This window comes from Thioclava litoralis, assembly GCF_045278885.1.
Classification (GTDB): Bacteria; Pseudomonadota; Alphaproteobacteria; order Rhodobacterales; family Rhodobacteraceae; genus Thioclava; species Thioclava litoralis.
This window is the reverse complement of the sequence record NZ_CP135443.1, coordinates 528,820-552,346: the sequence shown is the minus strand read 5'-3', so window position 1 is coordinate 552,346 and position 23,527 is coordinate 528,820. Positions and strand designations below refer to the sequence as shown.

The 23,527-nt window shown below is 61.3% G+C and carries 22 protein-coding genes and 3 tRNA genes; 9 read left to right on the top strand and 16 right to left on the bottom strand.

The features are described from left to right. Positions 1-106 precede the first annotated feature (106 nt). Both RPE78_RS02585 and trpA read right to left on the bottom strand, forming a co-directional pair. Positions 107-1,270: an L-lactate dehydrogenase gene (locus tag RPE78_RS02585; RefSeq protein WP_406721158.1), complete on the bottom strand. Its 1,164-nt coding sequence runs from the start codon at positions 1,268-1,270 to the stop codon at positions 107-109. 395 nt (positions 1,271-1,665) lie between these two features. Beyond that, complete coding sequence (gene trpA, locus RPE78_RS02580) at positions 1,666-2,463, bottom strand: tryptophan synthase subunit alpha (RefSeq protein ID WP_339107935.1); 798 nt, start codon at positions 2,461-2,463, stop codon at positions 1,666-1,668. A gap of 163 nt (positions 2,464-2,626) precedes the next feature. On the opposite strand from trpA, the gene ychF reads away from it, so the two are divergent. Further along, complete coding sequence (gene ychF, locus RPE78_RS02575; protein WP_339107934.1) at positions 2,627-3,724, top strand: redox-regulated ATPase YchF; 1,098 nt, start codon at positions 2,627-2,629, stop codon at positions 3,722-3,724. A gap of 261 nt (positions 3,725-3,985) precedes the next feature. On the opposite strand, the gene RPE78_RS02570 is transcribed toward ychF, so the two are convergent. The 11 genes from RPE78_RS02570 to RPE78_RS02520 form a co-directional block, all read right to left on the bottom strand. Beyond that, complete coding sequence (locus RPE78_RS02570) at positions 3,986-4,612, bottom strand: ZinT family metal-binding protein (protein ID WP_406721157.1); 627 nt, start codon at positions 4,610-4,612, stop codon at positions 3,986-3,988. A gap of 130 nt (positions 4,613-4,742) precedes the next feature. After that, positions 4,743-4,817 (bottom strand) — tRNA-Glu (locus RPE78_RS02565). Positions 4,818-4,842: 25 nt separating this feature from the next. Continuing rightward, positions 4,843-4,917 (bottom strand) — tRNA-Glu (locus tag RPE78_RS02560). A 25-nt stretch (positions 4,918-4,942) separates the two neighbouring features. After that, a tRNA-Glu gene (locus RPE78_RS02555) sits at positions 4,943-5,017 on the bottom strand. Between the two features lie 116 nt (positions 5,018-5,133). Further along, entirely contained in the window at positions 5,134-6,888 is a 1,755-nt protein-coding gene (gene recJ, locus RPE78_RS02550; RefSeq protein WP_406721156.1) for a single-stranded-DNA-specific exonuclease RecJ, read from the bottom strand. A gap of 109 nt (positions 6,889-6,997) precedes the next feature. Continuing rightward, positions 6,998-7,969, bottom strand: a complete 972-nt coding sequence (gene glpX, locus RPE78_RS02545) for a class II fructose-bisphosphatase (RefSeq protein ID WP_339107931.1) — start codon at positions 7,967-7,969, stop codon at positions 6,998-7,000. Between the two features lie 337 nt (positions 7,970-8,306). Then, positions 8,307-9,611 (bottom strand): homoserine dehydrogenase, encoded by a 1,305-nt coding sequence (locus RPE78_RS02540; RefSeq protein ID WP_406721155.1) that lies wholly within the window; start codon positions 9,609-9,611, stop codon positions 8,307-8,309. Between the two features lie 128 nt (positions 9,612-9,739). Continuing rightward, positions 9,740-9,985 carry a hypothetical protein gene (locus RPE78_RS02535; protein WP_339107929.1) on the bottom strand — a complete coding sequence of 82 codons (246 nt, stop codon included), beginning with the start codon at positions 9,983-9,985 and terminating at the stop codon, positions 9,740-9,742. Between the two features lie 127 nt (positions 9,986-10,112). Then, entirely contained in the window at positions 10,113-10,775 is a 663-nt protein-coding gene (locus RPE78_RS02530; RefSeq protein ID WP_406721154.1) for a TadE/TadG family type IV pilus assembly protein, read from the bottom strand. After that, the gene (locus tag RPE78_RS02525; protein WP_339107927.1) at positions 10,772-11,347 is read right to left on the bottom strand and encodes a hypothetical protein; all 576 of its coding nucleotides are present in this window, start codon (positions 11,345-11,347) and stop codon (positions 10,772-10,774) included. The genes RPE78_RS02530 and RPE78_RS02525 overlap by 4 nt, the downstream gene beginning before the upstream one ends. A 17-nt stretch (positions 11,348-11,364) precedes the next feature. Further along, positions 11,365-13,164 carry a pilus assembly protein TadG-related protein gene (locus tag RPE78_RS02520; protein ID WP_406721153.1) on the bottom strand — a complete coding sequence of 600 codons (1,800 nt, stop codon included), beginning with the start codon at positions 13,162-13,164 and terminating at the stop codon, positions 11,365-11,367. Between the two features lie 328 nt (positions 13,165-13,492). On the opposite strand from RPE78_RS02520, the gene dnaG reads away from it, so the two are divergent. The 4 genes from dnaG to fabI all read left to right on the top strand — a co-directional run bounded on the left by dnaG (position 13,493) and on the right by fabI (position 19,049). Beyond that, on the top strand, positions 13,493-15,496 hold the full coding sequence (gene dnaG, locus RPE78_RS02515) for a DNA primase (RefSeq protein WP_406721152.1): 2,004 nt from the start codon (positions 13,493-13,495) through the stop codon (positions 15,494-15,496). Positions 15,497-15,628: 132 nt separating this feature from the next. Continuing rightward, positions 15,629-17,629 carry an RNA polymerase sigma factor RpoD gene (rpoD, locus tag RPE78_RS02510; RefSeq protein ID WP_406721151.1) on the top strand — a complete coding sequence of 667 codons (2,001 nt, stop codon included), beginning with the start codon at positions 15,629-15,631 and terminating at the stop codon, positions 17,627-17,629. A gap of 3 nt (positions 17,630-17,632) precedes the next feature. After that, a complete protein-coding gene (locus RPE78_RS02505; RefSeq protein WP_406721150.1) occupies positions 17,633-18,124 on the top strand; it encodes a hypothetical protein in 492 nt (163 codons plus the stop codon). A 160-nt stretch (positions 18,125-18,284) separates the two neighbouring features. Further along, entirely contained in the window at positions 18,285-19,049 is a 765-nt protein-coding gene (fabI, locus tag RPE78_RS02500) for an enoyl-ACP reductase FabI (protein WP_406721149.1), read from the top strand. 331 nt (positions 19,050-19,380) lie between these two features. On the opposite strand, the gene RPE78_RS02495 is transcribed toward fabI, so the two are convergent. From RPE78_RS02495 to RPE78_RS02485, 3 genes are all read right to left on the bottom strand, one after another. Next, positions 19,381-20,037 carry a 3-oxoacid CoA-transferase subunit B gene (locus RPE78_RS02495; protein WP_406721148.1) on the bottom strand — a complete coding sequence of 219 codons (657 nt, stop codon included), beginning with the start codon at positions 20,035-20,037 and terminating at the stop codon, positions 19,381-19,383. Continuing rightward, entirely contained in the window at positions 20,037-20,690 is a 654-nt protein-coding gene (locus tag RPE78_RS02490; protein ID WP_406721147.1) for a 3-oxoacid CoA-transferase subunit A, read from the bottom strand. Before RPE78_RS02490 ends, RPE78_RS02495 begins: the two co-directional genes overlap by 1 nt. 149 nt (positions 20,691-20,839) lie before the next feature. Next, complete coding sequence (locus RPE78_RS02485) at positions 20,840-21,691, bottom strand: SDR family oxidoreductase (RefSeq protein ID WP_339107919.1); 852 nt, start codon at positions 21,689-21,691, stop codon at positions 20,840-20,842. A gap of 106 nt (positions 21,692-21,797) precedes the next feature. Between RPE78_RS02485 and RPE78_RS02480 the strand changes: the two genes are divergently transcribed. The 4 genes from RPE78_RS02480 (at position 21,798) to RPE78_RS02465 (ending at position 23,515) form a co-directional block, all read left to right on the top strand. Continuing rightward, positions 21,798-22,169, top strand: a complete 372-nt coding sequence (locus RPE78_RS02480) for a winged helix-turn-helix transcriptional regulator (RefSeq protein WP_406721146.1) — start codon at positions 21,798-21,800, stop codon at positions 22,167-22,169. Between the two features lie 75 nt (positions 22,170-22,244). Continuing rightward, positions 22,245-22,586, top strand: coding sequence for a hypothetical protein (locus RPE78_RS02475; RefSeq protein WP_406721145.1), 342 nt, complete (start codon positions 22,245-22,247; stop codon positions 22,584-22,586). 30 nt (positions 22,587-22,616) lie between these two features. Next, positions 22,617-23,099 (top strand): hypothetical protein, encoded by a 483-nt coding sequence (locus tag RPE78_RS02470; protein WP_406721144.1) that lies wholly within the window; start codon positions 22,617-22,619, stop codon positions 23,097-23,099. Further along, on the top strand, positions 23,096-23,515 hold the full coding sequence (locus tag RPE78_RS02465) for a secondary thiamine-phosphate synthase enzyme YjbQ (RefSeq protein ID WP_406721143.1): 420 nt from the start codon (positions 23,096-23,098) through the stop codon (positions 23,513-23,515). Before RPE78_RS02470 ends, RPE78_RS02465 begins: the two co-directional genes overlap by 4 nt. Positions 23,516-23,527 lie beyond the last annotated feature (12 nt).

Below are 23,527 nucleotides of genomic sequence, written 5' to 3'. Positions count from 1 at the left end.
CTATCTCCGAATATGGAATGTAAAAGGGCCGCCTCCAAGGGTGCGACCCATGAGCGCCTGCCATTAGGCGAGAATCCCCTTTATGGCAAGCCCCAAAACGGCCGTCTCAGGCGTATTCGTCCAAGAAGCCCGTGGGCAGAAGCACGTTGTGACGCCCGAGATCGTGCACGTTCTTCTCGCCGCACAGGGCCATGGTGATATCCAGCTCCTTGCGGATGATCTCCAGCGCCGTGGCCACGCCCTGCTCGCCCATCGCGCCCAGCCCATGAATGAAGGCGCGACCGATGAAGGTGGAATTGGCCCCCAAGGCCAGAGCCTTGAGCACATCCTGCCCCGAACGGATGCCGCTATCCATAAAGATTTCCATCTCCGGCCCTACGGCCTCGCGGATCTTCGGCAGCATACGGATGGCGCTCAGCGCCCCGTCCAGCTGACGCCCGCCATGGTTCGACACGATCATCGCATCGGCCCCGAAATCGCGTGCCAGTCGGGCATCATCCTCATCAAGGATCCCCTTCAGGATCAGCTTGCCGCCCCATTGGTCACGAATGCGGGCGATTTTCGACCAGTCGAGCTTGGGGTCGAACTGCTCGGCGGTCCAGCTGCCAAGGCTCGAGGCATCGCTCACGCCCTTCGCATGGCCCACGATATTGCCGAAGAAGCGCCGCTTGGTCTGCAGCATCTCGAAGCCCCATTGCCATTTTGTGGCCAGATCCAGCAGAACGGGCAGGGTCAGTTTCGGCGGGGCGGTCAGACCGTTTTTCAGATCCTTGTGCCGCTGGCCGAGGATCTGGAGATCCAGCGTCAGCACCAGCGCACTACAGCCCGCCTTTTTAGCGCGCTCCAGCGTGGCATCCACGAAGTCTTCGTCCTTCATCACATAAAGCTGGAACCAGAACGGATCGGTCGTATGGGCGGCCACGTCCTCGATCGAGCAGATCGACATCGTCGACAATGTGAAGGGGATGCCGGCCTTTTCCGCTGCCCGGGCCGCCTTGATCTCGCCATCGGCGCGCTGCATCCCCGTTAGCCCGACAGGGGCCAGGGCGACAGGCATCGCGACATCGCGCCCGATCATTTTGGTCGCGGTCGAGCGCCCCTCCATATCTACGGCCACTTTCTGGCGCAGACGGATCTTCTGGAAATCGGTGGTGTTCTCGCGAAACGTCTGCTCGGTATAGGAGCCGCTCTCGGCATAATCGTAAAACATCTTCGGCGTGCGGCGTTTGTGAAGACGTTTAAGATCGTCGATGCAAGTGATAACGGCCATGGAAAACACTCCGAAAGTTAATTTTGCTCATGGCTTAGCAATGCCGCTCGGAGATGGCAATTAAACAATGCTGCATGGCAGAGATGTTGCGAAAGGGGGCTGTCTGCCCCCTTCTTGCGGCTGAAGCCGCAATTCATCCCCCGAGGATATTTCGGGCAGCTGGAAACATTAGGGTAAATTTAAGACTATTGTTTCAAAGTTGAGAGGCGGAACAGGCGGGGACGCCGATGGCCGTGCAGATGGACAGACGGGAGGCGCATGGGATTGCACCGCCGATGTATCAATGAGGCGGCCGATACGCTCATGCGTCTTTCCTGTTTTCCAGCTGCCTGAAATATCCCGGGGGAGGCGCCGTCAGGCGCTGGGGGCAGAGCCCCCTTTTCTGACGCGATGGATCAGGCGGAATGGGCACCCGCAGCAAGCGCTGCGACAAATGTTGCGATGTCTTCTGTGCCTTTGCCCGCGGCAACTTCCTTGACAATAGCTGAGCCGACCACACAGCCGTCTGCAATAGCGGCAATGTCGCGGGCTGCATCGGGGGTGTTGATGCCAAAGCCCACGATCACCGGCAGATCGGTCGAGGCCTTGATGCGGGCCACTTCGGGGGCTACGTCGCGCGGTTGGGCTGCCGCGGCACCGGTGATGCCGGTAACCGATACGTAATAGACAAAGCCGGAGGTGTTCTGCAGCACTTTGGGCAGGCGCTTCGCGTCAGTTGTGGGGGTGGCCAAACGGATGAAGTTGATTCCGGCTTTCTGCGCCGGAATGCACAGCTCTTCATCTTCTTCGGGCGGCAGGTCCACGACGATCAATCCGTCAATCCCTGCCGCTTTGGCGTCGATCAGGAACTTGTCCACGCCGCGCGAATAGATCGGGTTGTAATAGCCCATCATCACGATCGGGGTGGTATCATCGGTTTTGCGGAATTCCGTTGCCATATCCAGCGTTTTCTGCAGCGTCATGCCGCCATCCAGCGCGCGTTGGCCGGCAAGCTGGATGGTGGCCCCATCCGCCATCGGATCGGTGAAGGGCATGCCCAGTTCGATAATATCCACGCCGGCGGCGGGCAGGGCTTTCATGACCTCGAGAGAATGCGCCACATCTGGGTCGCCGCCCATGATATACGCGACAAAGGCTTTCTTCCCTTCGGCTTTCAGGGCCGCGAACTTGGTATCGATGCGGGTGGTGGTCATGACATGCTCCCTAAGCTTTGCGCCTCTTTTCGCGCAAGGCGCGGGGCTTGTCTAGCGCCCGCAAGGCCGGATTGCCTTCAAGCGCGGGTCAATCTTGCATGAAATGCGCCTGCGCTTTACTAGGGGGCGAGAATTTCAGGACCGTTTTGCCAAGGAGAGCGTGATGGGCTTCAAGATGGGTATCGTGGGTCTGCCGAATGTCGGCAAGTCGACCCTGTTCAACGCGCTGACCAAGACGGCAGCGGCGCAGGCGGCGAATTTTCCGTTCTGCACGATCGAACCGAATGTGGGCGAGGTCGCAGTTCCCGATCCGCGTCTCGATAAGCTGGCCGAGATCGCGGGGTCGAAAGAGATCATCCCGACCCGTATGACCTTTGTCGATATCGCGGGTCTGGTGAAGGGCGCGTCCAAAGGCGAAGGTCTGGGCAACCAGTTTCTGGCCAATATCCGCGAGACCGATGCCATTGCGCAGGTGCTGCGCTGTTTCGAGGATGACGATGTGACCCATGTCGATGGTCGCATTGATCCGGTGGCCGATGCCGAGACCATCGAGACCGAGCTGATGATCGCCGATCTCGAGTCGATCGAGAAGCGTCTGGCCAATCTTGTGCGCAAGATCCGCGGTGGCGATAAGGAAGCGAAAGAGCAGGAGAAACTGCTGCTGGCCGCGAAAGAGGCGCTGGAGGCGGGCCGTCCGGCACGCACGGTGCAGGTTTCGGAAGACGACCAAAAAGCGTGGCGCATGCTGCAGCTATTGACCTCGAAGCCGATCCTCTATGTCTGCAACGTGGAAGAAAGCTCGGCCTCCACCGGCAATTCTCTTTCAGCCAAAGTGGCCGAGATGGCCGCGGCACAGGGCGCGGGCACGGTGGTGATTTCGGCCAAGATCGAGGAAGAGATCAGCCAGCTCGAGGCCGAGGAAGCCGAGATGTTCTTGGGCGAAATGGGGCTTGAGGAAGCGGGTCTCGACCGTCTGATCCGCGCAGGCTACGAGTTGCTGGGGTTGCAGACCTATTTCACCGTTGGGCCGAAAGAGGCGCGTGCATGGACGATTCCGCAGGGCACGCTGGCGCCGCAGGCGGCAGGCGTGATCCACGGCGATTTCGAACGTGGTTTCATCCGTGCCGAGACCATTGCCTTTGATGACTATGTCGCGGGCAAAGGCGAGGCGGGGGCCAAGGAGGCTGGCAAATTCCGCGTCGAGGGCAAGACCTACGAGGTCAAGGACGGCGACGTTCTGCATTTCCTTTTCAACGCCTGAGTGAAGTGCGCTGGCGGTTGGGCGATCGTCCTTGTGAAATCACCCGCGTAATTTTGCCATTCGGGGGGGGCGGCTGTCACTTGACGGGGGCTGCTCTGTCATCGCTGGCGAAGCTATCGGTTTCGGGTGAACCAGAAAACGCCGCTCCGGTTGGGGCGGCGTTTTGCATGAAGGCGATCTGTGTTGGCCACGCCCGCCTGAGGGCCATTGGTCCGTGCTGGGGGCAGAAGGAGAAGGCCGGAGATGTTCCGGCCCTTTGGTTCAATGGGCCAGCATATCCTGCACGATCTGCGCACCGCTGAGCGCGGTGGGATAGTAGGTCGGCCAATTTGTCAGCTCCTTGAGGACGCTGGCGCGGTCATTGCCCCAGAACAGATGGAAATGGACCGCGTTCTGCGGTGCAATGGCATGGTCGGAAAACTGGATGTAGTCAGGGGCTTGCATATCACCTGCGGCTTTCTTGAAGATGAAGCGCACACCGCGATTGCCCTTTGCATAGGTCAGGGTTTCATGCCCATCGGCGCGATAGGTGCCGCTATAGGACGAGGTGCCGGTATGGAAGGTCACGGTGTCGCCCTTGATATCAATTTGTTCGACGTCGGTCTTATAGCCTGTATCGTAATAGGCGCGGTACTCGGCGGCGGATTTATCTCCGCTTTCGGCTTTATGGGCAATGACGGGATCCAGTGTGCCATCCTTGAGGTAGGGATAGACCGATTGCCAGCTTCCGTCCCAGTCCGAAAGGTTGCGATCTGCAATTTGCGAATCCTCGAAATAGCCATGATAAATATCATCCGAGGCATGGGTATGCGTATGGCTCTCGGCGGCGGCTGTATGGGCAAGGCCCAAGGCGAAGATGCCAGTGAGGGCGAGGCGGAAGAGGGTCATGAAAAGCTCCGTTGGTCAATATTTTGCAATGTAATTACATTACTAAAATTTGACGTAAGGATCCGCAATGTGCAAATAGTGCCAAGGCGTGATTTGCTATTGTTTTCATAGTGGTGAGAGTGAAATGCGCTGGCAGCCCGTAGGGGAATCGAACCCCTCTTTCCAGGTTGAAAACCTGGCGTCCTAACCGATAGACGAACGGGCCACTCTGGCGTGTTCGGCGGTGTCAGTGGCAGCCCGTAGGGGAATCGAACCCCTCTTTCCAGGTTGAAAACCTGGCGTCCTAACCGATAGACGAACGGGCCATTTCTGACACGCCTGCGTTGCAAGTGGCAGCCCGTAGGGGAATCGAACCCCTCTTTCCAGGTTGAAAACCTGGCGTCCTAACCGATAGACGAACGGGCCATGCTTGCGGCGTGGGGCGGTAGATAGTCGAGGTTTCTTCGCCGCGCAAGAGGTTTTTTCACGATATTCTCACCTGTCGTAGCGCGCGGGGAAAACACCCATGAAAATATGCGCTTTCAAAGGGTTTCAATAGCGGGTGCGGCGTCCTCCAGCCGCAGTTGAACCTTGCTTCTGCCGCCCCAGGTGTTGATTTCCAGTCGGCCGGCCAGATGGAATCGTGTCGCCCCCGGCTTGGCAAGGGCCGGACCGATGGCGCTATCAAAGGCCCCGAAGGCTATGGCATCGCGTTTCTGGCCCAGACCATCCCCGAAAGAGAATCGCAGATGCGATTCGCCAACCTGACGCGCGCCGGTAATTTCCATCGCGGGGAAGGCAAAACGCGGGGCAGGGGCGCCCTGACCGAAGGGGCCGGCCTGTTCGATCTGCTCGATCAGGTCGGTTGTGGCCGCGCCGGGCATCAGCAGCGTGTCGATGCGCAGATCACGCGGCCCACCGGCCCCCGCGCCCTGCTTGGCCAACAGCTCTGCCAGACGCTCCATCGCGGCCTCCAGCTTGCCTTCCTCGACCGTCAGACCTGCGGCCATTTTATGCCCGCCGCCTTTCAGCAACAGCCCCTCGGCGGCCACACGCTGGATAGAGGCACCAAGGTCCACCCCGTTGATCGAGCGCGCCGAGCCCTTGCCGATGCCCTTATCCAGCCCGATCACCACGGCGGGGCGGTTGGTGGCCTCTTTCAGGCGGGCGGCGACAATGCCCACCACGCCCGGATGCCAGCCCTCGCCTGCGGCCCAGACCAGAGGCGCATCCAGCCCGCGGTCTTCCGCCTGTTTCAATGCGGCCTCGCGGACGCGGTTCTCGATGTCGCGGCGGTCGGTGTTGAGCTGGTCAAGCCGGTCGGCCAGCGCCTGCGCCTCGGCCTCGTCGGTGGTCGATAGAAGACGCGCGCCCAGATCGGCGGCACCGATCCGGCCCCCCGCATTCAGCCGTGGCCCCAGCAGGAAACCCAAGTGATAGGCATTGGGCGCCTGATCCATACGCGAGACATCCGCCAAGGCGCGCAGCCCCACGCGGTCGCGCCGCCCCATCACCTTCAGCCCCTGCCGCACCAAGGCGCGGTTGCAGCCGATCAGCGGCGCCACATCGGCCACCGTGGCCAGCGCCACCAGATCCAGCATGGCGATCAGATCGGGGCCCTTCAGGCCCTCGCCGCGCATCAGCCGGTTCACATCGACCAGCATCAGGAACACCACCGAGGCCGCACAGAGATGTGCCAGATCCTTGGTCTCGTCCTGCCGGTTGGGGTTCACGCAGGCCACGCAATCGGGCAGGGTCTCACCGCCCAAGTGGTGGTCAAGGATAATCACATCCGCGCCCTTGGCGGCTGCGACCGGCTCATGCGAAAGCGTACCGCAATCGACGCAGATGATCAGGTCATGATCGCGCGCAAGGGTTTCCATCGCGGGTACGTTCGGGCCATAGCCCTCGTCGATCCGGTCGGGGATATACAGCGTCGGGTCCAGCCCCATCTGCCGTAGCCAGACCAGCAGCAGGGCGGCAGAAGAGCCGCCATCCACGTCGTAATCGGCAAAGATGGCGATGCGCTCGCGGGCCTTCACCGCGGCCAGAAAGCGGGCCGAGGCTTTCTCCATATCCAGCATCTCGCGCGGATCGGGCAGCAGGTCGCGCAGGGTGGGCTCAAGGAAGCTTGCGGCCTCCATCGGCGGCACGCCACGGGCGACAAGAATACGGGCAAGGGGATGGGGCAGGCGGGTTTCCTGCACCATGGCTTCGGTCAGCCGATCGGATTCGGGGCCGGGGCCCACCCAATGGCGATTGGTCAGGGATTGTTCGACATTCAGAAAGGCGCTCATGGCGGCAGTCCTAGCCAAAAGGGGCGCGCGCCGCCAGAAGAAACCGGCAGGCGGGGGGGATCGCCGCCTTGGCAAAGTAAAACGGCCCCCTGAGGGGCCGTCTGTGGGGTTACTTGCGCTTGGTGGGGTTGCGATAGATCATCCGGCGCACGGAGCCGGTTTTCGAACGCATCAGCACCGTTTCGGTTTCGATGTAATCGGGCTCGCGCTTGACGCCCTTCACGATCGAGCCATTGGTCACGCCGGTCATGGCGACGATCACATCCGAGGTGACAAGCTCGTCACGCGAATAGATCTTGTCGAGATCGGTGATGCCTGCCTTGGCCGCGCGGCCTTTCTCGTCGTCATTGCGGAACAGCAGCTTGCCCCACATCTGGCCGCCCATGCATTTCAGGGCCGATGCCGCCAGAACGCCCTCGGGCGCGCCGCCGGACCCCATATACATGTCGATGCCGGTGGCCTCGGCTTCGGCGCAATGGATGACACCTGCCACATCGCCATCGGTGATCAGGCGGATCGCCGCGCCGGTCGAGCGGACTTCCTTGATCATCTCCTGATGACGCTCGCGGTCGAGAATGCAGACGGTGATATCGCGGGGGGTGACGCCTTGCGCCTTGGCCAGCGCGTTCACCCGCTCGGCGGGGGACATCTCGAGCGAGACCACGTCTTTCTCGTATCCCGGACCGATGGCGAGCTTTTCCATATAGACGTCGGGCGCATGCAGCAGCGTGCCGCGCGGCGCCATCGCGATGACGGTCAGCGCGTTGGGCATGTCGAGCGCGGTCAGCGTGGTGCCTTCCAGCGGGTCAAGCGCGATATCCACAGCGGGGCCTTGGCCGGTGCCGACTTCCTCGCCGATATACAGCATGGGCGCTTCGTCGCGCTCGCCTTCGCCGATCACGACCACGCCTTTGATGTCGAGCATGTTCAACTGCTCGCGCATCGCATTCACGGCGGCTTGGTCGGCGGCTTTCTCGTCGCCACGACCGATCAGGTCGGCGCTGGCATGGGCGGCCGCTTCAGACACACGGGCCAAGCCCAGCGAAAGCATACGGTCATTGAAATCTACGGGAGTGTTCATTTCTTGTCCTGTTTCTTGCGCGTATTCGCGCAGTGCAAATGGGCCAGCGCCAAGAAAACCCGTTCCGGCAGGTAGGGCAACCCCCGTGATCGCTAACAGAAGAAAGTTAATTCAGGGACTTGGCGGTTTTTTGCAGGTCGAATGTTTTGTGACGCTGCGACGGGCCATATTGCTTCAAGGATGGGCCGAAGAGAATCGTCGGACCGGTTGGTCCGGGCAAGAAACCGAACGCAGGAGACTGGGCTCAGGAAACTGGGCGCAGGAGACTTGCGCAGGGGGGGACGCAAAAGGGCGGGATCGCCCCGCCCTTGTTCCGCCCTGTTTCAGGGGATGTCTTTCAGAGATCTTCGATACGCAGCGCCACGGGGTCGCCCTGAACCACGCCGGTTTGCGGGAAGGTGGCGATGGCGTGCTCGATTGCATCGCTGGTGGTCTTATGGGTGACAATCAGCACCGGAGCGGCGCTGTCGGCATGGCCATATTGACGCATCCGCGAAATCGAGATGCCTGCATTGCCCAGAGCCTGCGCAACCTTGGCCAGTGCGCCGGGTTTGTCGGACAGGTTGATGCGCAGATAATAGGAGGCGGGCGCGGTGGCGACCGCTGCGGTGGCCTCGGTCAGTTGCGAGGCCGGAATGCCGAAGGTGGACAGGCGCAGGCCCCGCGCGATATCGGCGACATCGCCCATGACGGCGCTGGCGGTTGGGCCTTCGCCCGCACCCGCCCCGCGCAGCACGATCTGGCCGACGCTATCGCCTTCGACGACAACCATATTGGTGCCACCGCTCAGTTGCCCCAAGGGCGAGGTCGCGGGCACAAGGCAGGGGGTCATCCGCTGTTCCAGCCCGCGACCGGTCATTTGCGCCACGCCCAACAACTTGATCTTATAGCCCATATCCCCCGCGCGACGGATGTCGTCGATAGAGATGCGGCCGATGCCTTCCAGTTGCACATCATGGAAAGCGACTTTTGTGCCGAAGGCGATCGAGGCCAGCAGCGACAGTTTATGGCCCGCATCGATGCCCCCGACATCAAGGTTGGGATCGGCTTCCAGATAGCCCAGCTGGCGCGCCTCTTCGAAAACGGTGGCATAGGGCAGGCCCGCATCTTCCATCCGCGTCAGGATGTAGTTGCAGGTGCCGTTCATGACGCCCATCACACGGCGGATCTGGTTGCCTGCCATGCTTTCGGTCAGGGCCTTGATACAGGGAATGCCACCCGCCACCGCGGCCTCGAAACGGATCACGCGGCCAAGGCTTTCGGCCATCTCGGCCAGCGCCTGACCGTGATGGGCCAGCAGGGATTTGTTGGCGGTCACGACATCCTTGCCGCTGGCCAGCGCGGCCTCGGTGGCATCTTTGGCCACGCCTTCATGGCCGCCCATCAATTCGACGAAGACATCGATATCCTCGCGCTTGGCCAGATCGACGGCGTCGCTCTCCCATGCATAGCCGGACAGATCCGCATCGCGGTTCTTGTTGCGGTCTCTTGCGCAGACGGCGGTGATTTCCACCTTGCGGCCGGTGCGGGCGGCCAGCAGGTCTGCATGGCGCTGGACGATTTTGACCACGCCGATGCCCACTGTGCCAAGGCCGGCAATGCCTAGACGAAGAGCGGGGCCGGTCGAGCGTTGTGCGGACATGAGATACCTCATCGGGATTGGTCTGAGTTGTGGTCTGTTAGCCGGAAATCCCCCTTGGTGCAACGCGCATCCGGTTCTGGGGCATCCGGTTGGCGCAGGCGGCAGGGAGGCTTTGGCGCAGGGGGCGCTTAATTGGTGCCCTGCGACGTGCCGTCTGTGGGTTCTGCGCGCAGGGCTGCGGCCTTGGCGCGCAGGGCGGCGGCGCGGGACTCCAGCGTGCTGGTGCCCGCGTAATCCGGTTCGCTTGTGTCGTTAAGAAGTTGATCGAGCGGCAGAAGTTCGGGGTATCCGCCTTCCATCATCGGGCCGCCGCCACAAGCTGCAAGCGTCGCGCAAAGCAACGGGACCAGAGCGAGGCAGGGCAGATGTCGCATCGATTCTCCTTTCGACGGGGCAGGGCAGACCATAGGCAGGCGCGGATTGCTTGACCAGCCCGTTTGCATGGCCTCCGGCGATCTGCGCGGCCTGTGGCCTTGGGGGAGGGGCTGGGGCGCGCAGGCGTCAGGAGGACGGGTCCCACTGGATGGGGGTGCCACGACGTCGGGTCACGACGAAATTGCCGATTGGAATGCCGTCTTTGGTTTGTGCCATGCCGACCTTTACGGCATCCGAGCTGCCATTGCCGCCCGGCAATAACAGTGTGAGATTGCCGATATTGAACGGAGGACGGTAGCGGTAGAGTGTTTCCACGATCACCGCCGTATCGCCCGCTCCCATGATCGGGATGCGGTCGGCCTCGTTATCCAGTGAGGCCTGTGTTTGCGCTTTCAGCCCGCCCGTGGCAGGCACAGGATACGAGCCGATCAGGGTGGCTTTTTTCGTGACCCCGTCGCAGTTGTCCGTATCCTGGGCGGTTGTGTGGCATTCGATCAGGGTGACCCGCATCATGGTCTGCCCGTCGAAGCTTTTGCGGGAGGCGAAATCATAGACCTTCTTCATGCCGGCCAGATAGCTGGGGCCGATGGCCGAACGTTCGCGCGACAGAATATCGGCCACGGCATAGGCGGCACGCGATACCTCGCCTTTTTTGCGGAAGGCGTCGTAGAACTGGAAGGCCAGAAAGATCCACACGGTCAGGATCAGATAGGCGAAGATCGCTTCGATCGGGATCGAGCCGTCTTCATCGCGGTGCATCTTGTGCAGGGACAGGCGCAGAGGGGTCATTGCTGGATCGGTTCGTTGGCAAAGACGGTGGTCGAGATGAGATTGAGTTCGCCGTCATCATCCTTGGCCAGCATTGCCCATCGCAGCAGGCCTGCGGCAGAGGCGGACATGATCGTGTCGCTGACAAGGGCGGGCACTTTCAGGCAGGCGCGCATCAGCATGATCTGGTTATCCGTGCCTTTCTGCAGCACGGGTTCCGCATCAAGGGCCTTGCCGTCACTATAGTCGTGGCAAAGGGCCTGTCTGTTCCAGTTCGGCGCGGTCCATGTGCTGCGGTCTACAGCCACCATCTCGATGGTCAGCTGGTTCATGCAGTTTTTGATAAAGCCGATATTGCGGCACATATTGCTTTTGATCTGGTTCTGCGTCGGAAAAAGGGTGCCATAGGTTTGTAGCCTGAGGTTGCGCGCGGTGATTTCCAGCCCGCGATCAAGCATGGTCTGTTTGCTCTGCAAGACGAAGATCTGGGCCGCAGCGACCACGAAGATCAGGAAAAAGGGCAGCATGATGACCGCCGCCACCGTTCCGGCACCGGTATCGTCACGAAAGAACTTGCGTAGGAAAGAGGTCATGACGCGCCTTGCGGTTTCTAGTTTGTCAGCCGGAGCGAGTTGATCGAGGCGGCGATCTTCGAGAAGGCATTGGTCAGCTCGTCCGAGGTGATGTCGTAATAGAACCCGTCCCCCGAAGAGCAGGATTTCAGCACTGCGGCACCGTCCGAGGGCGCATCGACCGCGAGTGTATAGATCAGGATGTCATTGGCCTTGGCCGCCGTGCAGACCGCATCAAGGGCGGCATCCTTTTCATGCTGGTCATCGGTGATATTGCTGTAGGTCGCGGCCCGTTCAGATTGCTCCGAGAAGAGTTCGTAGATCTCCTTGCTCGATTTATTGGCCCCCAGCGCATCGTAGAGCGGTTTCATGAATGTCTTGATGACATATTCATGCGGCACGCTGTTCCGGCTCCAGACGGTGCTCCATGCAATCTGGCGCAAGGTGCCGGGGCTATTGGTGGCCGACCACTGGCCGCTATAGGGAGAGCCCGATTTGCGATACCATTGCGAGCCGTATTTGTAATACCAGTAACGGTCGGAATACCGGTAATAGAGATTGGCGTCGATCGCGGTCATATTGGCAAAGAGCGCGTTATAGGAGTTCTGGTCCGTGCCGAAGGCGGTCGAGGACGCGGTGGAATAGAAGAAAGATCCGCCGGAGCGATAGGCAGATTTGATACTGTAAGAGCCGGTATTCTGGCCATCGGTCATCAGCACCATCACCTTGATCGCGCGGTCATTCGAGGCCTTCGACCCTGTCAGATCATACGCGTAGGGGCGGGCGGACAGATCGGAGCTGACCGCGCCCTTGTTGATCAGGCTGTTGACAATGGGTTTGGCGGCAGGGTCCAGCAGCGCCAGCCCCCAACGGGCCCCGACATCGATTGCCGTATCGCCGCCGGCCTGCAAGCCGGAGATCTTGTTCTTGATGGCCGTTTGCGAATTCGAGAATGGCAGCACGGTCGCATAGCTGTTTTGCGGGCAGTTCAGGACGCTGATTTCGTCGCTGATATACCGGTCGTCGTTATATTGGCGCGTGTAATCGAAACTGTCGCCATACATCGTGCGCTGGATGGGCGTGGTGGGGCTGATGGCGATGCTGGAGCTGGGCAGCAGGAAAACATCGCCGCAGGTGGTCTGGGTCTGGTCGGTCGAGAGGTTGAACTCGTCGGCAAGCGTGCTGCCCAGCACCACTTGCTGGTTATAGGGGATGATCGAAATCGAGAGCCTGCCCGCCGGAGCGGAGGCCGGCTGAACCTTGGTGAACATCAGGTCGACAAAGGTCGAGGCGCTGCTGCGCAAGGCCGAGATACGGGTGGTGTTCCGGCCCACCGAAGTGCCCATAGACCCGGAGACGTCCAGCACCATCGAGACTTCGACATTGCCAATCGCCTCGGTGGCTTGGCTTGAAATATGGGTGGATAGCGTCTTGATGCCGATCTGGCTGAGCTTGCCCATGAAGCTGGTATCCATCGTATCGACCGCATCGATACGGACCTGACGCCATTCGCCCCATGTGCCCTGTTCAACGGTGACGGTGGTGTCCAGCCCGTCAAGTCCGGCCTTCTTGAGATAGTCCTCGACCACCAGTTTCGGATCCAGATCCTGGCTGAGCGAGGCCGCCGCCAGAGATGCGCGGTCGAGAGCGGCCAGAATTTCCGTGCGCCGTGCCTCGAACCGCATGAAATCCAGTGCGACGCCGGACAGCACCAGCAGCACGGTCAGCAGCACGATGGTCATGGGGAGGATGGCGCCGGTTTCATCGTGATGCAGGCGCAGGGGCCGCCGCAGGCTCCGACGGGCGAGACCGGTCAGACAGGGGCGGCGATGGGCCATAAGCAAACTCCGGAAACTGGAACAGGGACTGCCGGTCAGCAGCAAACATTCACAAGTTCTTAATCTTTAAGCTGCGGCGAAATTGGGGCAATTCTCGGGCGGGATTCGTGCGTATGGAAAAGATGGCCTGAAATGATTACGATTGGGCGAATTTTGCCATGATAGTGTTTAGGATTTTCTATAATTTGTAACCGCTTGCAGGGGAACGCGGCATCGGGTGGCGAATCATCCTTCCGTGAAAATCCATTGCGTGTCGCAAACATTTTTTTGCGTGGACAGGGGGGCTGCCCCTCTGGACAGGGGCGCAAACTGGGCCGATATACTCTGTATGAGCTTGCCACCCGGATTCCTTGATGAACTGCGTACGCGCATCTCGATCACTCAGGTGGTCGGGCGCAAGGTCATGTGGGACAATCGCAAGTCCAATCAGGCCAAGGGTGACATGTGGGCCCCTTGCCCCTTCCATCAGGAAAAATCCGCGTCTTTCCATGTGGATGACCGCAAGGGATATTATTACTGCTTTGGTTGCCATGCCAAAGGGGATGCTGTTACTTTCGTGCGTGAAACCGAGAATGTCGGGTTCATGGAGGCCGTCGAAATTCTGGCGCGGGAGGCAGGCATGCAGATGCCTGCCCGAGATCCGCGTGCACAGGAAAAGTCGGACCGTCGCACCGAGCTGGCCAAGGTCATGGATGAGGCCGTCAAATATTATCGCCTGATGCTGAATACGCAGGCAGGGCAGGCCGCGCGCGACTATCTGGCCAAGCGCAAGCTCGACCCCGCCGCGCAGGCGCGCTTCGAGATCGGTTTTGCGCCGGATGGCTGGCAGGGGCTTTGGGACACGCTGCGGGCCAAAGGGATTGCCGAGGATCTGATCTTGGGCGCTGGGCTGGCCAAGGCGTCGACCAAGGGCAAACAGCCCTATGACGTCTTCCGTAACCGCATCATCTATCCCATCCGCGATCCGCGCGGGCGCTGCATCGCTTTTGGCGGGCGGGCGATGGACCCTAATGATAATGCGAAATATCTGAACTCGCCCGAGACCGAGCTCTTCGACAAAGGGCGCTCGCTTTACAACCACGGACCTGCGCGCGAAGCCTGCGGCAAAGGTGCGCGCTTGGTGGTCTGTGAAGGCTATATGGACGTGATCGCGCTGGTCGAGGCAGGCTTTGGCGGCGCGGTGGCCCCTTTGGGCACAGCGGTGACCGAACATCAGCTGCAACTGCTATGGCGTATCCATGACGAGCCGGTGATCGCGCTTGACGGCGATACGGCGGGCATTCGGGCCGCGCATCGGGTGATCGACCTTGCCTTGCCGCTTCTGGAGGCGGGCAAGGGGCTGCGTATCGCGATCATGCCGGAGGGGCAGGACCCCGATGACCTGATTAAGGCCAAAGGGCGTGAGGCGATGGCCGAGGTGCTCGAGACCGCCCGTCCGATGATTGACCTGATGTGGAACCGCGCGATCGAGGGCAGGGTCTTTGACAGCCCCGAGCGCAAGGCGGCTCTGGATAAAGAGCTGCGCGCCGCGATCTCGCAGATCAGGGACCCCTCGATCCGCGCGCATTATGGCGAGGAGATCAGGGAAAAACGTCTGGCTCTTTTCGGAATGGGCCGCGGCCGCGACGAGGGCGGCGGCGGGGCCTCGCGTGGGAATTATCCACAGGCTTACCAACAGGGCTCTGGGGGTAACTTCCGCCGGAGTTATCCACAGGGGCGCGGGGCTTGGGGAAAACTGCCCGTATTGCCGCTGGAGCAGACCCGCAATTCCATGCTGGCCGTGGCGCAGGATGCTGCCGTGGCCGAGCGTCTGCGTGCCGCGATGGTGCTGGCGATCTGCGTGTCGCATCCCGCGCTGGTGGCGGAGTTCGAGGCGCAGCTGGAAAATGCGCCGCTGGCGGATCCCGATCACGACCGTTTGCGCAATCTGATGTTGCGAAACCTGGGGACAGGGGCCGAAGAGATGGCACGGCTCTTGCAAAATCAGATGGGAGACTATCTTGAAAAAATGATGAGATTGCCCCATCTCCGAAGCGCACCACCTGTTGTAAAGGTGACAGATACGGCACTTGCGCGTATGTGCTTGGCCGAAGAACTGGCCAAACTGGATGCAGACCGTGCTGTACGCGCCGAGGTGGAAGATGCGATGGAAGACTTGGAGGGCGCCGCCGATGAAGGGCTCACATGGCGTTTGAGCCAAGCAACGCGACAAAGACAGAAGGCGTCGCGATCCAAGCTGGACGATACGAGTGATATGGGGGAGGACAGGGCAGCCCTCTCCGCCTATTTGCAATCGGTGATCGATCAAGAGATATGGCGGAAGAAAAAATGACGCCGTGATGCAACGCCCTGAATATGATCGATTCACCCCTCTGTGATTCGGTTCAATGATTCGATAAAACAGCGGGATATGATTCGTTCCCGCCCTAGCCGTGCTACAGCCCAAGCCGATCAAGGAGCGCCCATGGCCGCCAAAGACATCGACGATAACAAGCCTAATACCGCCAGCGACGATGGTACGTCCTTCGACATGTCGAAGACGGCGGTCAAACGCATGATCGCCGAGGCCAAGGAAAAAGGTTACATTACCTATGACCAGCTGAATGCGGTCATGCCGCCCGATCAGGTATCGGGCGACCAGATCGAAGACGTCATGTCGATGCTGTCCGAAATGGGCATCAACGTGATCGAGGACGAAGAGGCCGATGAAGACGGCTCTGACGATAATAACAGCTCGTCGGGCGGTGCGCTGGCCACGACCGGTGGCGGCTCGCGCGAGGTTGCGCTGTCCTCCGGTTCGGGCGAGACGCTGGACCGCACCGATGACCCCGTGCGGATGTATCTGCGCGAGATGGGGTCGGTCGAACTGCTGTCGCGCGAAGGCGAGATCGCGATTGCTAAGCGCATCGAGGCAGGCCGCAACACGATGATCGCGGGGCTGTGCGAAAGCCCGCTGACCTTCCAGGCGATCACCATCTGGCGGGACGAACTTCTGGAAGAAGATATTCTTCTGCGCGACGTGATCGACCTTGATGCGACTTTCGGGCGCTCGCTTGATGAAGAGGGCGAGGATGACGAGCCCGTGGTCGGCACGATGGGCGAAGAGCAGCCGCGCCAGACCGAGAAATCGCAGGAATTCGATGCCGACGGCAATCCGATCGACTCGGATGACGAGGATGATGATGACGCGCCGAACATGTCGCTTGCCGCTATGGAAGCGACGCTGAAGCCGCGTGTCCTCGAAACGCTCGAATCCATTGCGCTGCTTTATGACGATCTGGCCGAGATGCAGGATATGCGGATGTCGGCCACGCTGAACGAGGATGGCACTTTCTCGGTCTCTGACGAGGCGGCCTATCAGAAGAAGCGTTCCGAGATCGTCGAGCTGGTGAATTCGCTGCATCTGCATAACAACCGGATCGAGGCGCTGATCGACCAGCTTTACGGCATCAACCGCCGTATCATGTCGACCGACTCCGCGATGGTGAAACTGGCCGATCAGGCCCGTATCAACCGCCGCGAATTCATCGAATCCTATCGCGGATACGAGCTTGACCCGACTTGGGTCGATGCGATGGCCGCCAAGCCCGGTCGTGGCTGGCAGACCCTGATGGAGAAATATCGCGACAAGGTCGAAGACCTGCGTGGCGATATGGCCCAGATCGGGACCTATATCGGTGTGGATATCACCGAGTTCCGCCGCATCGTGAATCAGGTGCAAAAGGGCGAGAAAGAAGCCCGCGCGGCCAAAAAAGAGATGGTCGAGGCGAACCTCCGTCTGGTGATCTCGATTGCCAAGAAATACACCAACCGTGGTCTGCAATTCCTCGATCTTATCCAAGAGGGGAATATCGGTCTGATGAAGGCTGTGGATAAGTTCGAATACCGCCGCGGCTACAAGTTCTCGACCTATGCGACCTGGTGGATCCGTCAGGCGATCACCCGCTCGATCGCGGATCAGGCGCGCACCATCCGTATTCCGGTCCATATGATCGAGACGATCAACAAGCTGGTCCGCACCGGTCGCCAGATGCTGCACGAGATCGGCCGCGAGCCGACGCCGGAAGAACTGGCCGAAAAGCTGCAGATGCCGCTGGAGAAAGTCCGCAAGGTGATGAAAATCGCCAAGGAGCCGATTTCTCTGGAAACCCCGATCGGGGACGAGGAAGACAGCCAGCTGGGCGATTTCATCGAGGACAAGAATGCCGTGCTGCCCTTGGACAGCGCCATTCAGGAAAACCTCAAGGAAACCACCACGCGGGTTCTGGCCTCGCTTACCCCGCGCGAGGAACGGGTTCTGCGGATGCGCTTCGGCATCGGTATGAACACCGACCACACGCTGGAAGAAGTGGGTCAGCAGTTCTCGGTGACCCGCGAACGTATCCGGCAGATCGAGGCGAAGGCGCTGCGCAAGCTCAAGCATCCGTCGCGCTCGCGCAAGCTGCGGTCCTTCCTCGACCAGTAAGCTATGTGGCCTGAAACGATTGATGGCCCGCTAGATCGTATCGCGCGCGTGGTGGAAGCTGCGCGCGCGGCGCATTTTAGCGAAGAGGTCGTGCTAGAAAATGCCCATTGGGGCGAGGACCTGGATGCGCGCTTCCCGTGGGAATGCGGGGTGATCTATTTGATCGAGGATCTGGGTGACCCTGCCGAGACCGCCGAGGCCTTCACCCGCTACCGCCAGAACCTGACGCCGCAGAGCCGCCACCGGTTGAAGATCCTGCAGCCCACCGGCAGCGGGTCGCAGGTGCTGCATGTGGGGGCCTGTAGCCGTAATCTGCGCGGTGCGCTGCGCCAGCATGTGATGTCGATCACCGCCGCGACGCCTGCGCTGAAACTCAGCTGGTGGTTTGCGCCGCGCCCCTACCGCATCCACCTGCGCCGCTATGATGCGGAGCCGCCCGTGCTGGATCTGATCCGCTCGGCTATGGTCGAGGATCTGCGCCCCGCTTTTGCCTGATCCGCTCGGGTTTTCTGCAATGCAGCAAAAACAGAGTAGCATTTTTCGCGACTTCGGGCATGATACGGCCATCCTATCGGGTTTGGTTTTACGATGTTTCAGGGCAGAGGCTGCGGCGTTTGCGATCCAATTTCAGGACATGCCACCACGGGAGCAGACCATGTTTTCATTGAAGGGGCAGAAGGCGCTGGTTGTCGGGGTCGCCAATGAGACCTCGATCGCCTATGGCTGCGCGCAGGCGCTACGGGCGCAGGGTGCCGATCTGGCGATAACCTATCTCAACGCCAAGGCTGAGCCCTATGTTCGGCCTCTGGCGCAGGCGCTCGGGGCCGAACTGATTGCACCGCTGGATGTCGGGATGCCGGATCAGATCGAGGCGCTGTTTGCGCAGATCACGCAACAATGGGGGCGGCTTGATACGCTTGTGCATTCTATCGCCTTCTGTCCCAAAGAGGATCTGCATGGGCGGGTCACCGACTGTTCCCGCAGCGGATTGGCGCAGGCGATGGATATCTCGGTGGGCAGCTTCATAGAGCTGGTCCGCCGTGCCGAGCCGCTGATGGAAGGGGGCGGCACCTGTATGACCGTCAGCTTTTACGGCGCCGAGAAGGTCGTGCGGGATTACAATATCATGGGGCCGGTCAAGTCGGCGCTGGAATCTGCGACACGCTATATGGCGGCAGAACTGGGGCCGAAGGCCATTCGCGTGCATGCGCTGTCGCCCGGGCCGCTGAAAACCCGCGCAGCCTCCGGCATTGCCCATTTCGACGAGATGATGGAGGCCGCCAGCGCCCGTGCGCCCACCCATCAGCTGGCCACCATCGAGGATTGCGGGGCCTTTGCCGCCTTTCTGGCAAGCCGCGAGGCCGCCAATCTGACGGGCGGGCTGCATTATATTGATGGCGGGTTCAATATTACGGGCTAGGCAGCAGGTGCGGGGCGTTTATGGCAGCATTTGTGGCGGCGACCCGAAAAAGCCGCGGGCGTCCCGTTACAGGTCGGGGAAGCGCAGGCTTGATCGCGCGGCTCGGGGCACCAGCCGCAAGGCGGCATTCGGCCACGGGTTTGGCGGTTGCCATTGGCTGGAGGTCCGCGAAATCGGCATTGGGGTACAGGTCCGGAGCCTCCGGCCCTGCTGCTGCTCTCAGCAAGCGCGTGATCCGTCATCGGGCCCTTTTCACCATAGGGGAGATTCCCCCAGATCTCGCAAGGAAGGTCCAGTGGCAGGGGCATCACGGCTGCTGGATCGGGGGGGGCTACGGCCGGAGGTGCATCTCCGGCACTTCGCCTGCATGGATCAGCGGGGCCTCGGTCTGGGCTTCGATCTCGGCCACACTGACGCCGGGGGCGCGTTCCAGCAGATGCAGGCCGTTTTCCTGTGGCGCAATCACCGCGAGTTCGGTGACAATCAGGCTGACACGACGTTCCGCCGTCAGGGGCAGGGTGCATTCGGTCACGATCTTGGCCTCGCCCTTGGCAGAATGCTGCATGGCGACGATGACCCGTTTGGCCCCCGCCACCAGATCCATCGCCCCGCCCATGCCGGGGATGCGCTTGCCGGGCACCATCCAGTTGGCCAGATAGCCGCGCGCATCCACCTGCAGCCCGCCCAGCACGGTCACATCCAGATGGCCGCCACGGATCAGTCCGAAGCTCATTGCGCTGTCAATCGAGGCCGCCCCCGGCACGGCGGTCACAAAGCCGCCCCCCGCATCGGTCAGATCGGGGTCTTCCATCCCGTCTGGCGGACGCGAGCCAAGGCCGATCACGCCGTTTTCGGCCTGAAAGAACACATTCATTTCCTGCGGCACATAGCTTGCCACCAGCGACGGCAGCCCGATGCCCAGATTGACCAGCGATCCGGGCTGGATTTCCTGTGCGACACGGCGGGCGATCAGTTCCTTGGCATCCATCAGTGCAGCCTTTCCAGCAGGTGGTCGACCAATACGCCCGGGGTCTTGACCCCATCGGGCGGGATCGCGCCCACAGGCACGATCAGCCCCGGCTCGGCGATCACCGTAGTGGCGGCCATCGCCATGACCGGATTGAAGTTATGCGCGGTCATCGAATAGGTGAGATTGCCGACATAATCGGCCTCATGCGCGGCAATCAGGGCAAAATCCGCCGCCAGCGGCTTTTCCAGCAGGAACGCCTTGCCGTCGATGGTCAGGACCTCTTTGCCCTCGGCGATCTTGGTGCCCACGCCCGTAGGCGTCAGCACGCCGCCCAAGCCTACGCCCGCGGCGCGGATACGTTCGACCAGAGTGCCCTGCGGCACCAGTTCGACCTCGATCTCGCCCGCGATCATCTGGGCTTGGGTCTCGGGGTTCAGCCCGATATGCGAGACAATCGCCTTGCTGATCGCGCGGGCCGTGATCAGCCGGCCAATACCGTCATCGGGGCGGGCGGTGTCATTGGCGATCACGGTGAGGTCCTTGACACCGGCTGCCACAAGGGCATCGATCAGGCGGCGCGGTGTGCCCACGCCCATGAACCCCCCGATCATTACAGTGGCCCCGTCAGGGACAAGGGCTGCGGCTTTTTCGGCAGTCAGGGCGGGCTTCATGGCGATGTCCTCCGGTCTCGCTGCGGGCGATATGTCAAATGAAACGTCTGAAATAGGTGCTTTGACTATTCTCGAAGAGCCCGCATATTTCAACGCATGATTGACCGGATGTGCAGGAGGGGCGCATGGCCCCCCTCCTTCATGCGTAATTATAGCGCATTGCGGACCGTGACGGCCATCGGTTCGGTCGGGTGGCCCAGCAGGCGCGACAGATCCTTCGAGCGGTCGTCGAGCCAGCCTTCGCCCGCACGTACAGAGCTGTCGACCAGCACGTCGGCAAAGCCGTCCGGAATGCCTGCGCCCACAAGCGCGGCCTTATACTCGGTGGGGGGCAGGTCGATATAGGTCACAGGTTTGCCGGAGGCCTGCGCGACCATCCCGGCCAGTTCCGCGCCGGTATAGCTTGCATCGCCGGCCAGTTCGTAGATCTTGCCTGCATGGTCGCCGCCTGCAAGCACGATTGCGGCGGCCTCGGCGTAATCGTGGCGCGGCGCAGAGGCATAGCGGCCTGTGCCGGAGGCCCCGATCATGGTGCCATTGGCAAGCGCATGATCCAGCCCCGCCAGCATGTTCTCCGAATACCAGCCATTGCGCAGCAGGGCATGCGGCACACCCGAGGCCGCCAGTGCCTCTTCGGTGGCCTTATGCTCGGCGGCAAGCAGCATGGGCGAGCGATGGGCCTGCAGCAGCGAGGTATAGGCAACAAAGCCCACGCCCGCCGCTTTGGCCGCAGCGACCACATTGCCATGCTGGCGGGCGCGCTGGCCAACTTCGGACCCCGAGATCAGCAACAGCCGGTCGATCCCGTCAAATGCCTTGGTGAGCGCGTCGACATCGTCATAAGAGGCAATGGCGGTGTGGTAGCCCTGTGCCGCCAGCGCCGAGGCCGCATCCTCGCGGCGCACCAGCGCGGTGATGTCGGCTTTCGGGATGCGCGCCGACAAGGCGGCCAGAACATGTGTGCCCAACTGCCCCGAGGCACCGGTGATCATATAGCGCATTATCTTTCCCTTCGGTTGCAACAAGAGTATAGGTCTCGGATAGAGACCTTTTCCTGCGCTGTGAAGGAGGCAGGTTTTCGGTACAAGGTAACAGGAAGGGAACCCCATGCTGCAAGAACGGCTGTTCGATCCTCAGGGGCGTGATCTGGCCGATTGTCCGGTGCGCCATGTGCTGGACCATCTGGCGGCGAAATGGACCACGCTGATCGTGCTGGAGCTGGCCGCCGGCCCCCGCCGGTTCTCGCAGGTGTCAAAGGCGCTGCCGGATATCTCGAAGCGGATGCTGACCCAGAGCCTGCGGGATCTGGAGCGCGACGGGCTGATCCGGCGCACGGTCTTTCCGACCAAGCCGCCCAGTGTGGAATACGCGCTGACCGCGATGGGCCAGTCATTGCTGCCGCCGCTTCTGGGGCTGATCGAATGGGCGCAGGCGCATGAGGTGCAGATTGCAACGGCGCGGCAGGCCTATACGGGCTGAGCGGATGTGCGGGCTAAGGCTTCCCCTTGGCCTCCGGTCTTGCTATGCCGGAACCATTATAGCTTCGAGGTGAATATGTCCCGCAAGATTATGTCTTTGCTCGGTCTGCTCGTGCTCTCTGCCTGCGTGGTGGATGAAAACGGGCATCCGGTATTTGCGACCCGCCCGACCGGGCCTTCGATGGATCAGGCTGGCACCTGTTTTCTGTATGTCGAAGATGCCAAGGACGGTACCTATAATCTTGTGAACGGCATCGGCAATGGCACCAAGACCCCGCTGGCCACGCGCCAGACAGGTCTGGATGCGGCGGCTTTGGATGCGGCTTGGGCAAAAGAGCGCAAGATCATGGATGTCAACCCCGAATGTCTTGCGATTTCGGCGCGTGATCGCAGTGCGGCGCGTCCGGTTTCGGGCTAAGCGGTGACAGTTCGCGGGCGGCGGGGGCCTATGCTGGCCCTGCTGGTGGCCGGAATGCTGGCGCAGCCCCTGGCCGCGCAAAGCCTGCTGGATTGCCGGATCGAGGGGAAGGCGGCGCAGCTGTCGCTCACGCTGGAGGGCGGGGTGCTGACCTATCGTTACGGGCCGCAGGCCGCCCCCGATCTGGTGCTGACCCGTCCGGTCGAAGAGGTCACCTATCAGCCCTGGCCCGGTGTCGGCGCGACCATCTGGGAGCAGGTGACCCTGACCAATAAGGGCGTCGATTACAGTGTTTTCGATTTCGTCGAGCGCGCTGTCCAAGGGGACGAGGTCCGGCTGGCGCGGGGAGCGGGCGTGGATGTGTCACGCGGGGGGCAGCCGCTTGCGCGACTGGACTGTGCCGGTACGCCCGAAGCCGATTTTTCCGCGATCGGCGAGGCGCTGATTGCAAAAGGGTATTGCCATGCGCCGGACGGCTGGCATTTGGGCGCAGGAGGGTGGTTCTGCCAATGAGTACACGCGAATTCCGGATCGGCACGAGGGGGCAGGGGCTATACGAATTTACCCGCGACGTGGCCGAATGGGTCGAGGAGGACGCGCCCGATGAGGCCGTGCTGACGCTGTTTCTCCGTCATACCTCGGCCAGTCTTGTCATTCAGGAGAATGTCGACCCCGATGTGCAGACCGATCTGCACGGGTTTTTCAACAGGCTGGTGCCGCCCACAACCCATCCCAGCCAGTCCTGGATGGTCCATACCTATGAAGGCCCCGACGATATGCCCGCCCATGTGAAGGCGGCGCTGCTGCCTGTTTCCTTGCAGATCCCCGTGGTCGCGGGGCGGATGGTGCTGGGCACGTGGCAGGGGATTTACCTCTTTGAACATCGCGACCAGCCCCATAGCCGCCATGTCTTCGCAATGCTGCGCTGAGTCGGATCGGCC

Excerpts from the sequence above, each read along its gene's own strand:
- RPE78_RS02505 (WP_406721150.1), top strand. The coding sequence starts at position 17,633 with ATGTGGCCTGAAACGATTGATGGCCCGCTAGATCGTATCGCGCGCGTG.
- dnaG (WP_406721152.1), top strand. The coding sequence starts at position 13,493 with ATGAGCTTGCCACCCGGATTCCTTGATGAACTGCGTACGCGCATCTCG.
- ychF (WP_339107934.1), top strand. The coding sequence starts at position 2,627 with ATGGGCTTCAAGATGGGTATCGTGGGTCTGCCGAATGTCGGCAAGTCG.
- fabI (WP_406721149.1), top strand. The coding sequence starts at position 18,285 with ATGTTTTCATTGAAGGGGCAGAAGGCGCTGGTTGTCGGGGTCGCCAAT.
- RPE78_RS02535 (WP_339107929.1), bottom strand. The coding sequence starts at position 9,985 with ATGCGACATCTGCCCTGCCTCGCTCTGGTCCCGTTGCTTTGCGCGACG.
- RPE78_RS02465 (WP_406721143.1), top strand. The coding sequence starts at position 23,096 with ATGAGTACACGCGAATTCCGGATCGGCACGAGGGGGCAGGGGCTATAC.
- RPE78_RS02475 (WP_406721145.1), top strand. The coding sequence starts at position 22,245 with ATGTCCCGCAAGATTATGTCTTTGCTCGGTCTGCTCGTGCTCTCTGCC.
- RPE78_RS02495 (WP_406721148.1), bottom strand. The coding sequence starts at position 20,037 with ATGGATGCCAAGGAACTGATCGCCCGCCGTGTCGCACAGGAAATCCAG.
- RPE78_RS02525 (WP_339107927.1), bottom strand. The coding sequence starts at position 11,347 with ATGACCTCTTTCCTACGCAAGTTCTTTCGTGACGATACCGGTGCCGGA.
- RPE78_RS02530 (WP_406721154.1), bottom strand. The coding sequence starts at position 10,775 with ATGACCCCTCTGCGCCTGTCCCTGCACAAGATGCACCGCGATGAAGAC.
- RPE78_RS02520 (WP_406721153.1), bottom strand. The coding sequence starts at position 13,164 with ATGGCCCATCGCCGCCCCTGTCTGACCGGTCTCGCCCGTCGGAGCCTG.
- RPE78_RS02480 (WP_406721146.1), top strand. The coding sequence starts at position 21,798 with ATGCTGCAAGAACGGCTGTTCGATCCTCAGGGGCGTGATCTGGCCGAT.
- RPE78_RS02585 (WP_406721158.1), bottom strand. The coding sequence starts at position 1,270 with ATGGCCGTTATCACTTGCATCGACGATCTTAAACGTCTTCACAAACGC.
- RPE78_RS02570 (WP_406721157.1), bottom strand. The coding sequence starts at position 4,612 with ATGACCCTCTTCCGCCTCGCCCTCACTGGCATCTTCGCCTTGGGCCTT.
- recJ (WP_406721156.1), bottom strand. The coding sequence starts at position 6,888 with ATGAGCGCCTTTCTGAATGTCGAACAATCCCTGACCAATCGCCATTGG.
- rpoD (WP_406721151.1), top strand. The coding sequence starts at position 15,629 with ATGGCCGCCAAAGACATCGACGATAACAAGCCTAATACCGCCAGCGAC.
- RPE78_RS02540 (WP_406721155.1), bottom strand. The coding sequence starts at position 9,611 with ATGTCCGCACAACGCTCGACCGGCCCCGCTCTTCGTCTAGGCATTGCC.
- glpX (WP_339107931.1), bottom strand. The coding sequence starts at position 7,969 with ATGAACACTCCCGTAGATTTCAATGACCGTATGCTTTCGCTGGGCTTG.
- trpA (WP_339107935.1), bottom strand. The coding sequence starts at position 2,463 with ATGACCACCACCCGCATCGATACCAAGTTCGCGGCCCTGAAAGCCGAA.
- RPE78_RS02485 (WP_339107919.1), bottom strand. The coding sequence starts at position 21,691 with ATGCGCTATATGATCACCGGTGCCTCGGGGCAGTTGGGCACACATGTT.
- RPE78_RS02470 (WP_406721144.1), top strand. The coding sequence starts at position 22,617 with ATGCTGGCCCTGCTGGTGGCCGGAATGCTGGCGCAGCCCCTGGCCGCG.
- RPE78_RS02490 (WP_406721147.1), bottom strand. The coding sequence starts at position 20,690 with ATGAAGCCCGCCCTGACTGCCGAAAAAGCCGCAGCCCTTGTCCCTGAC.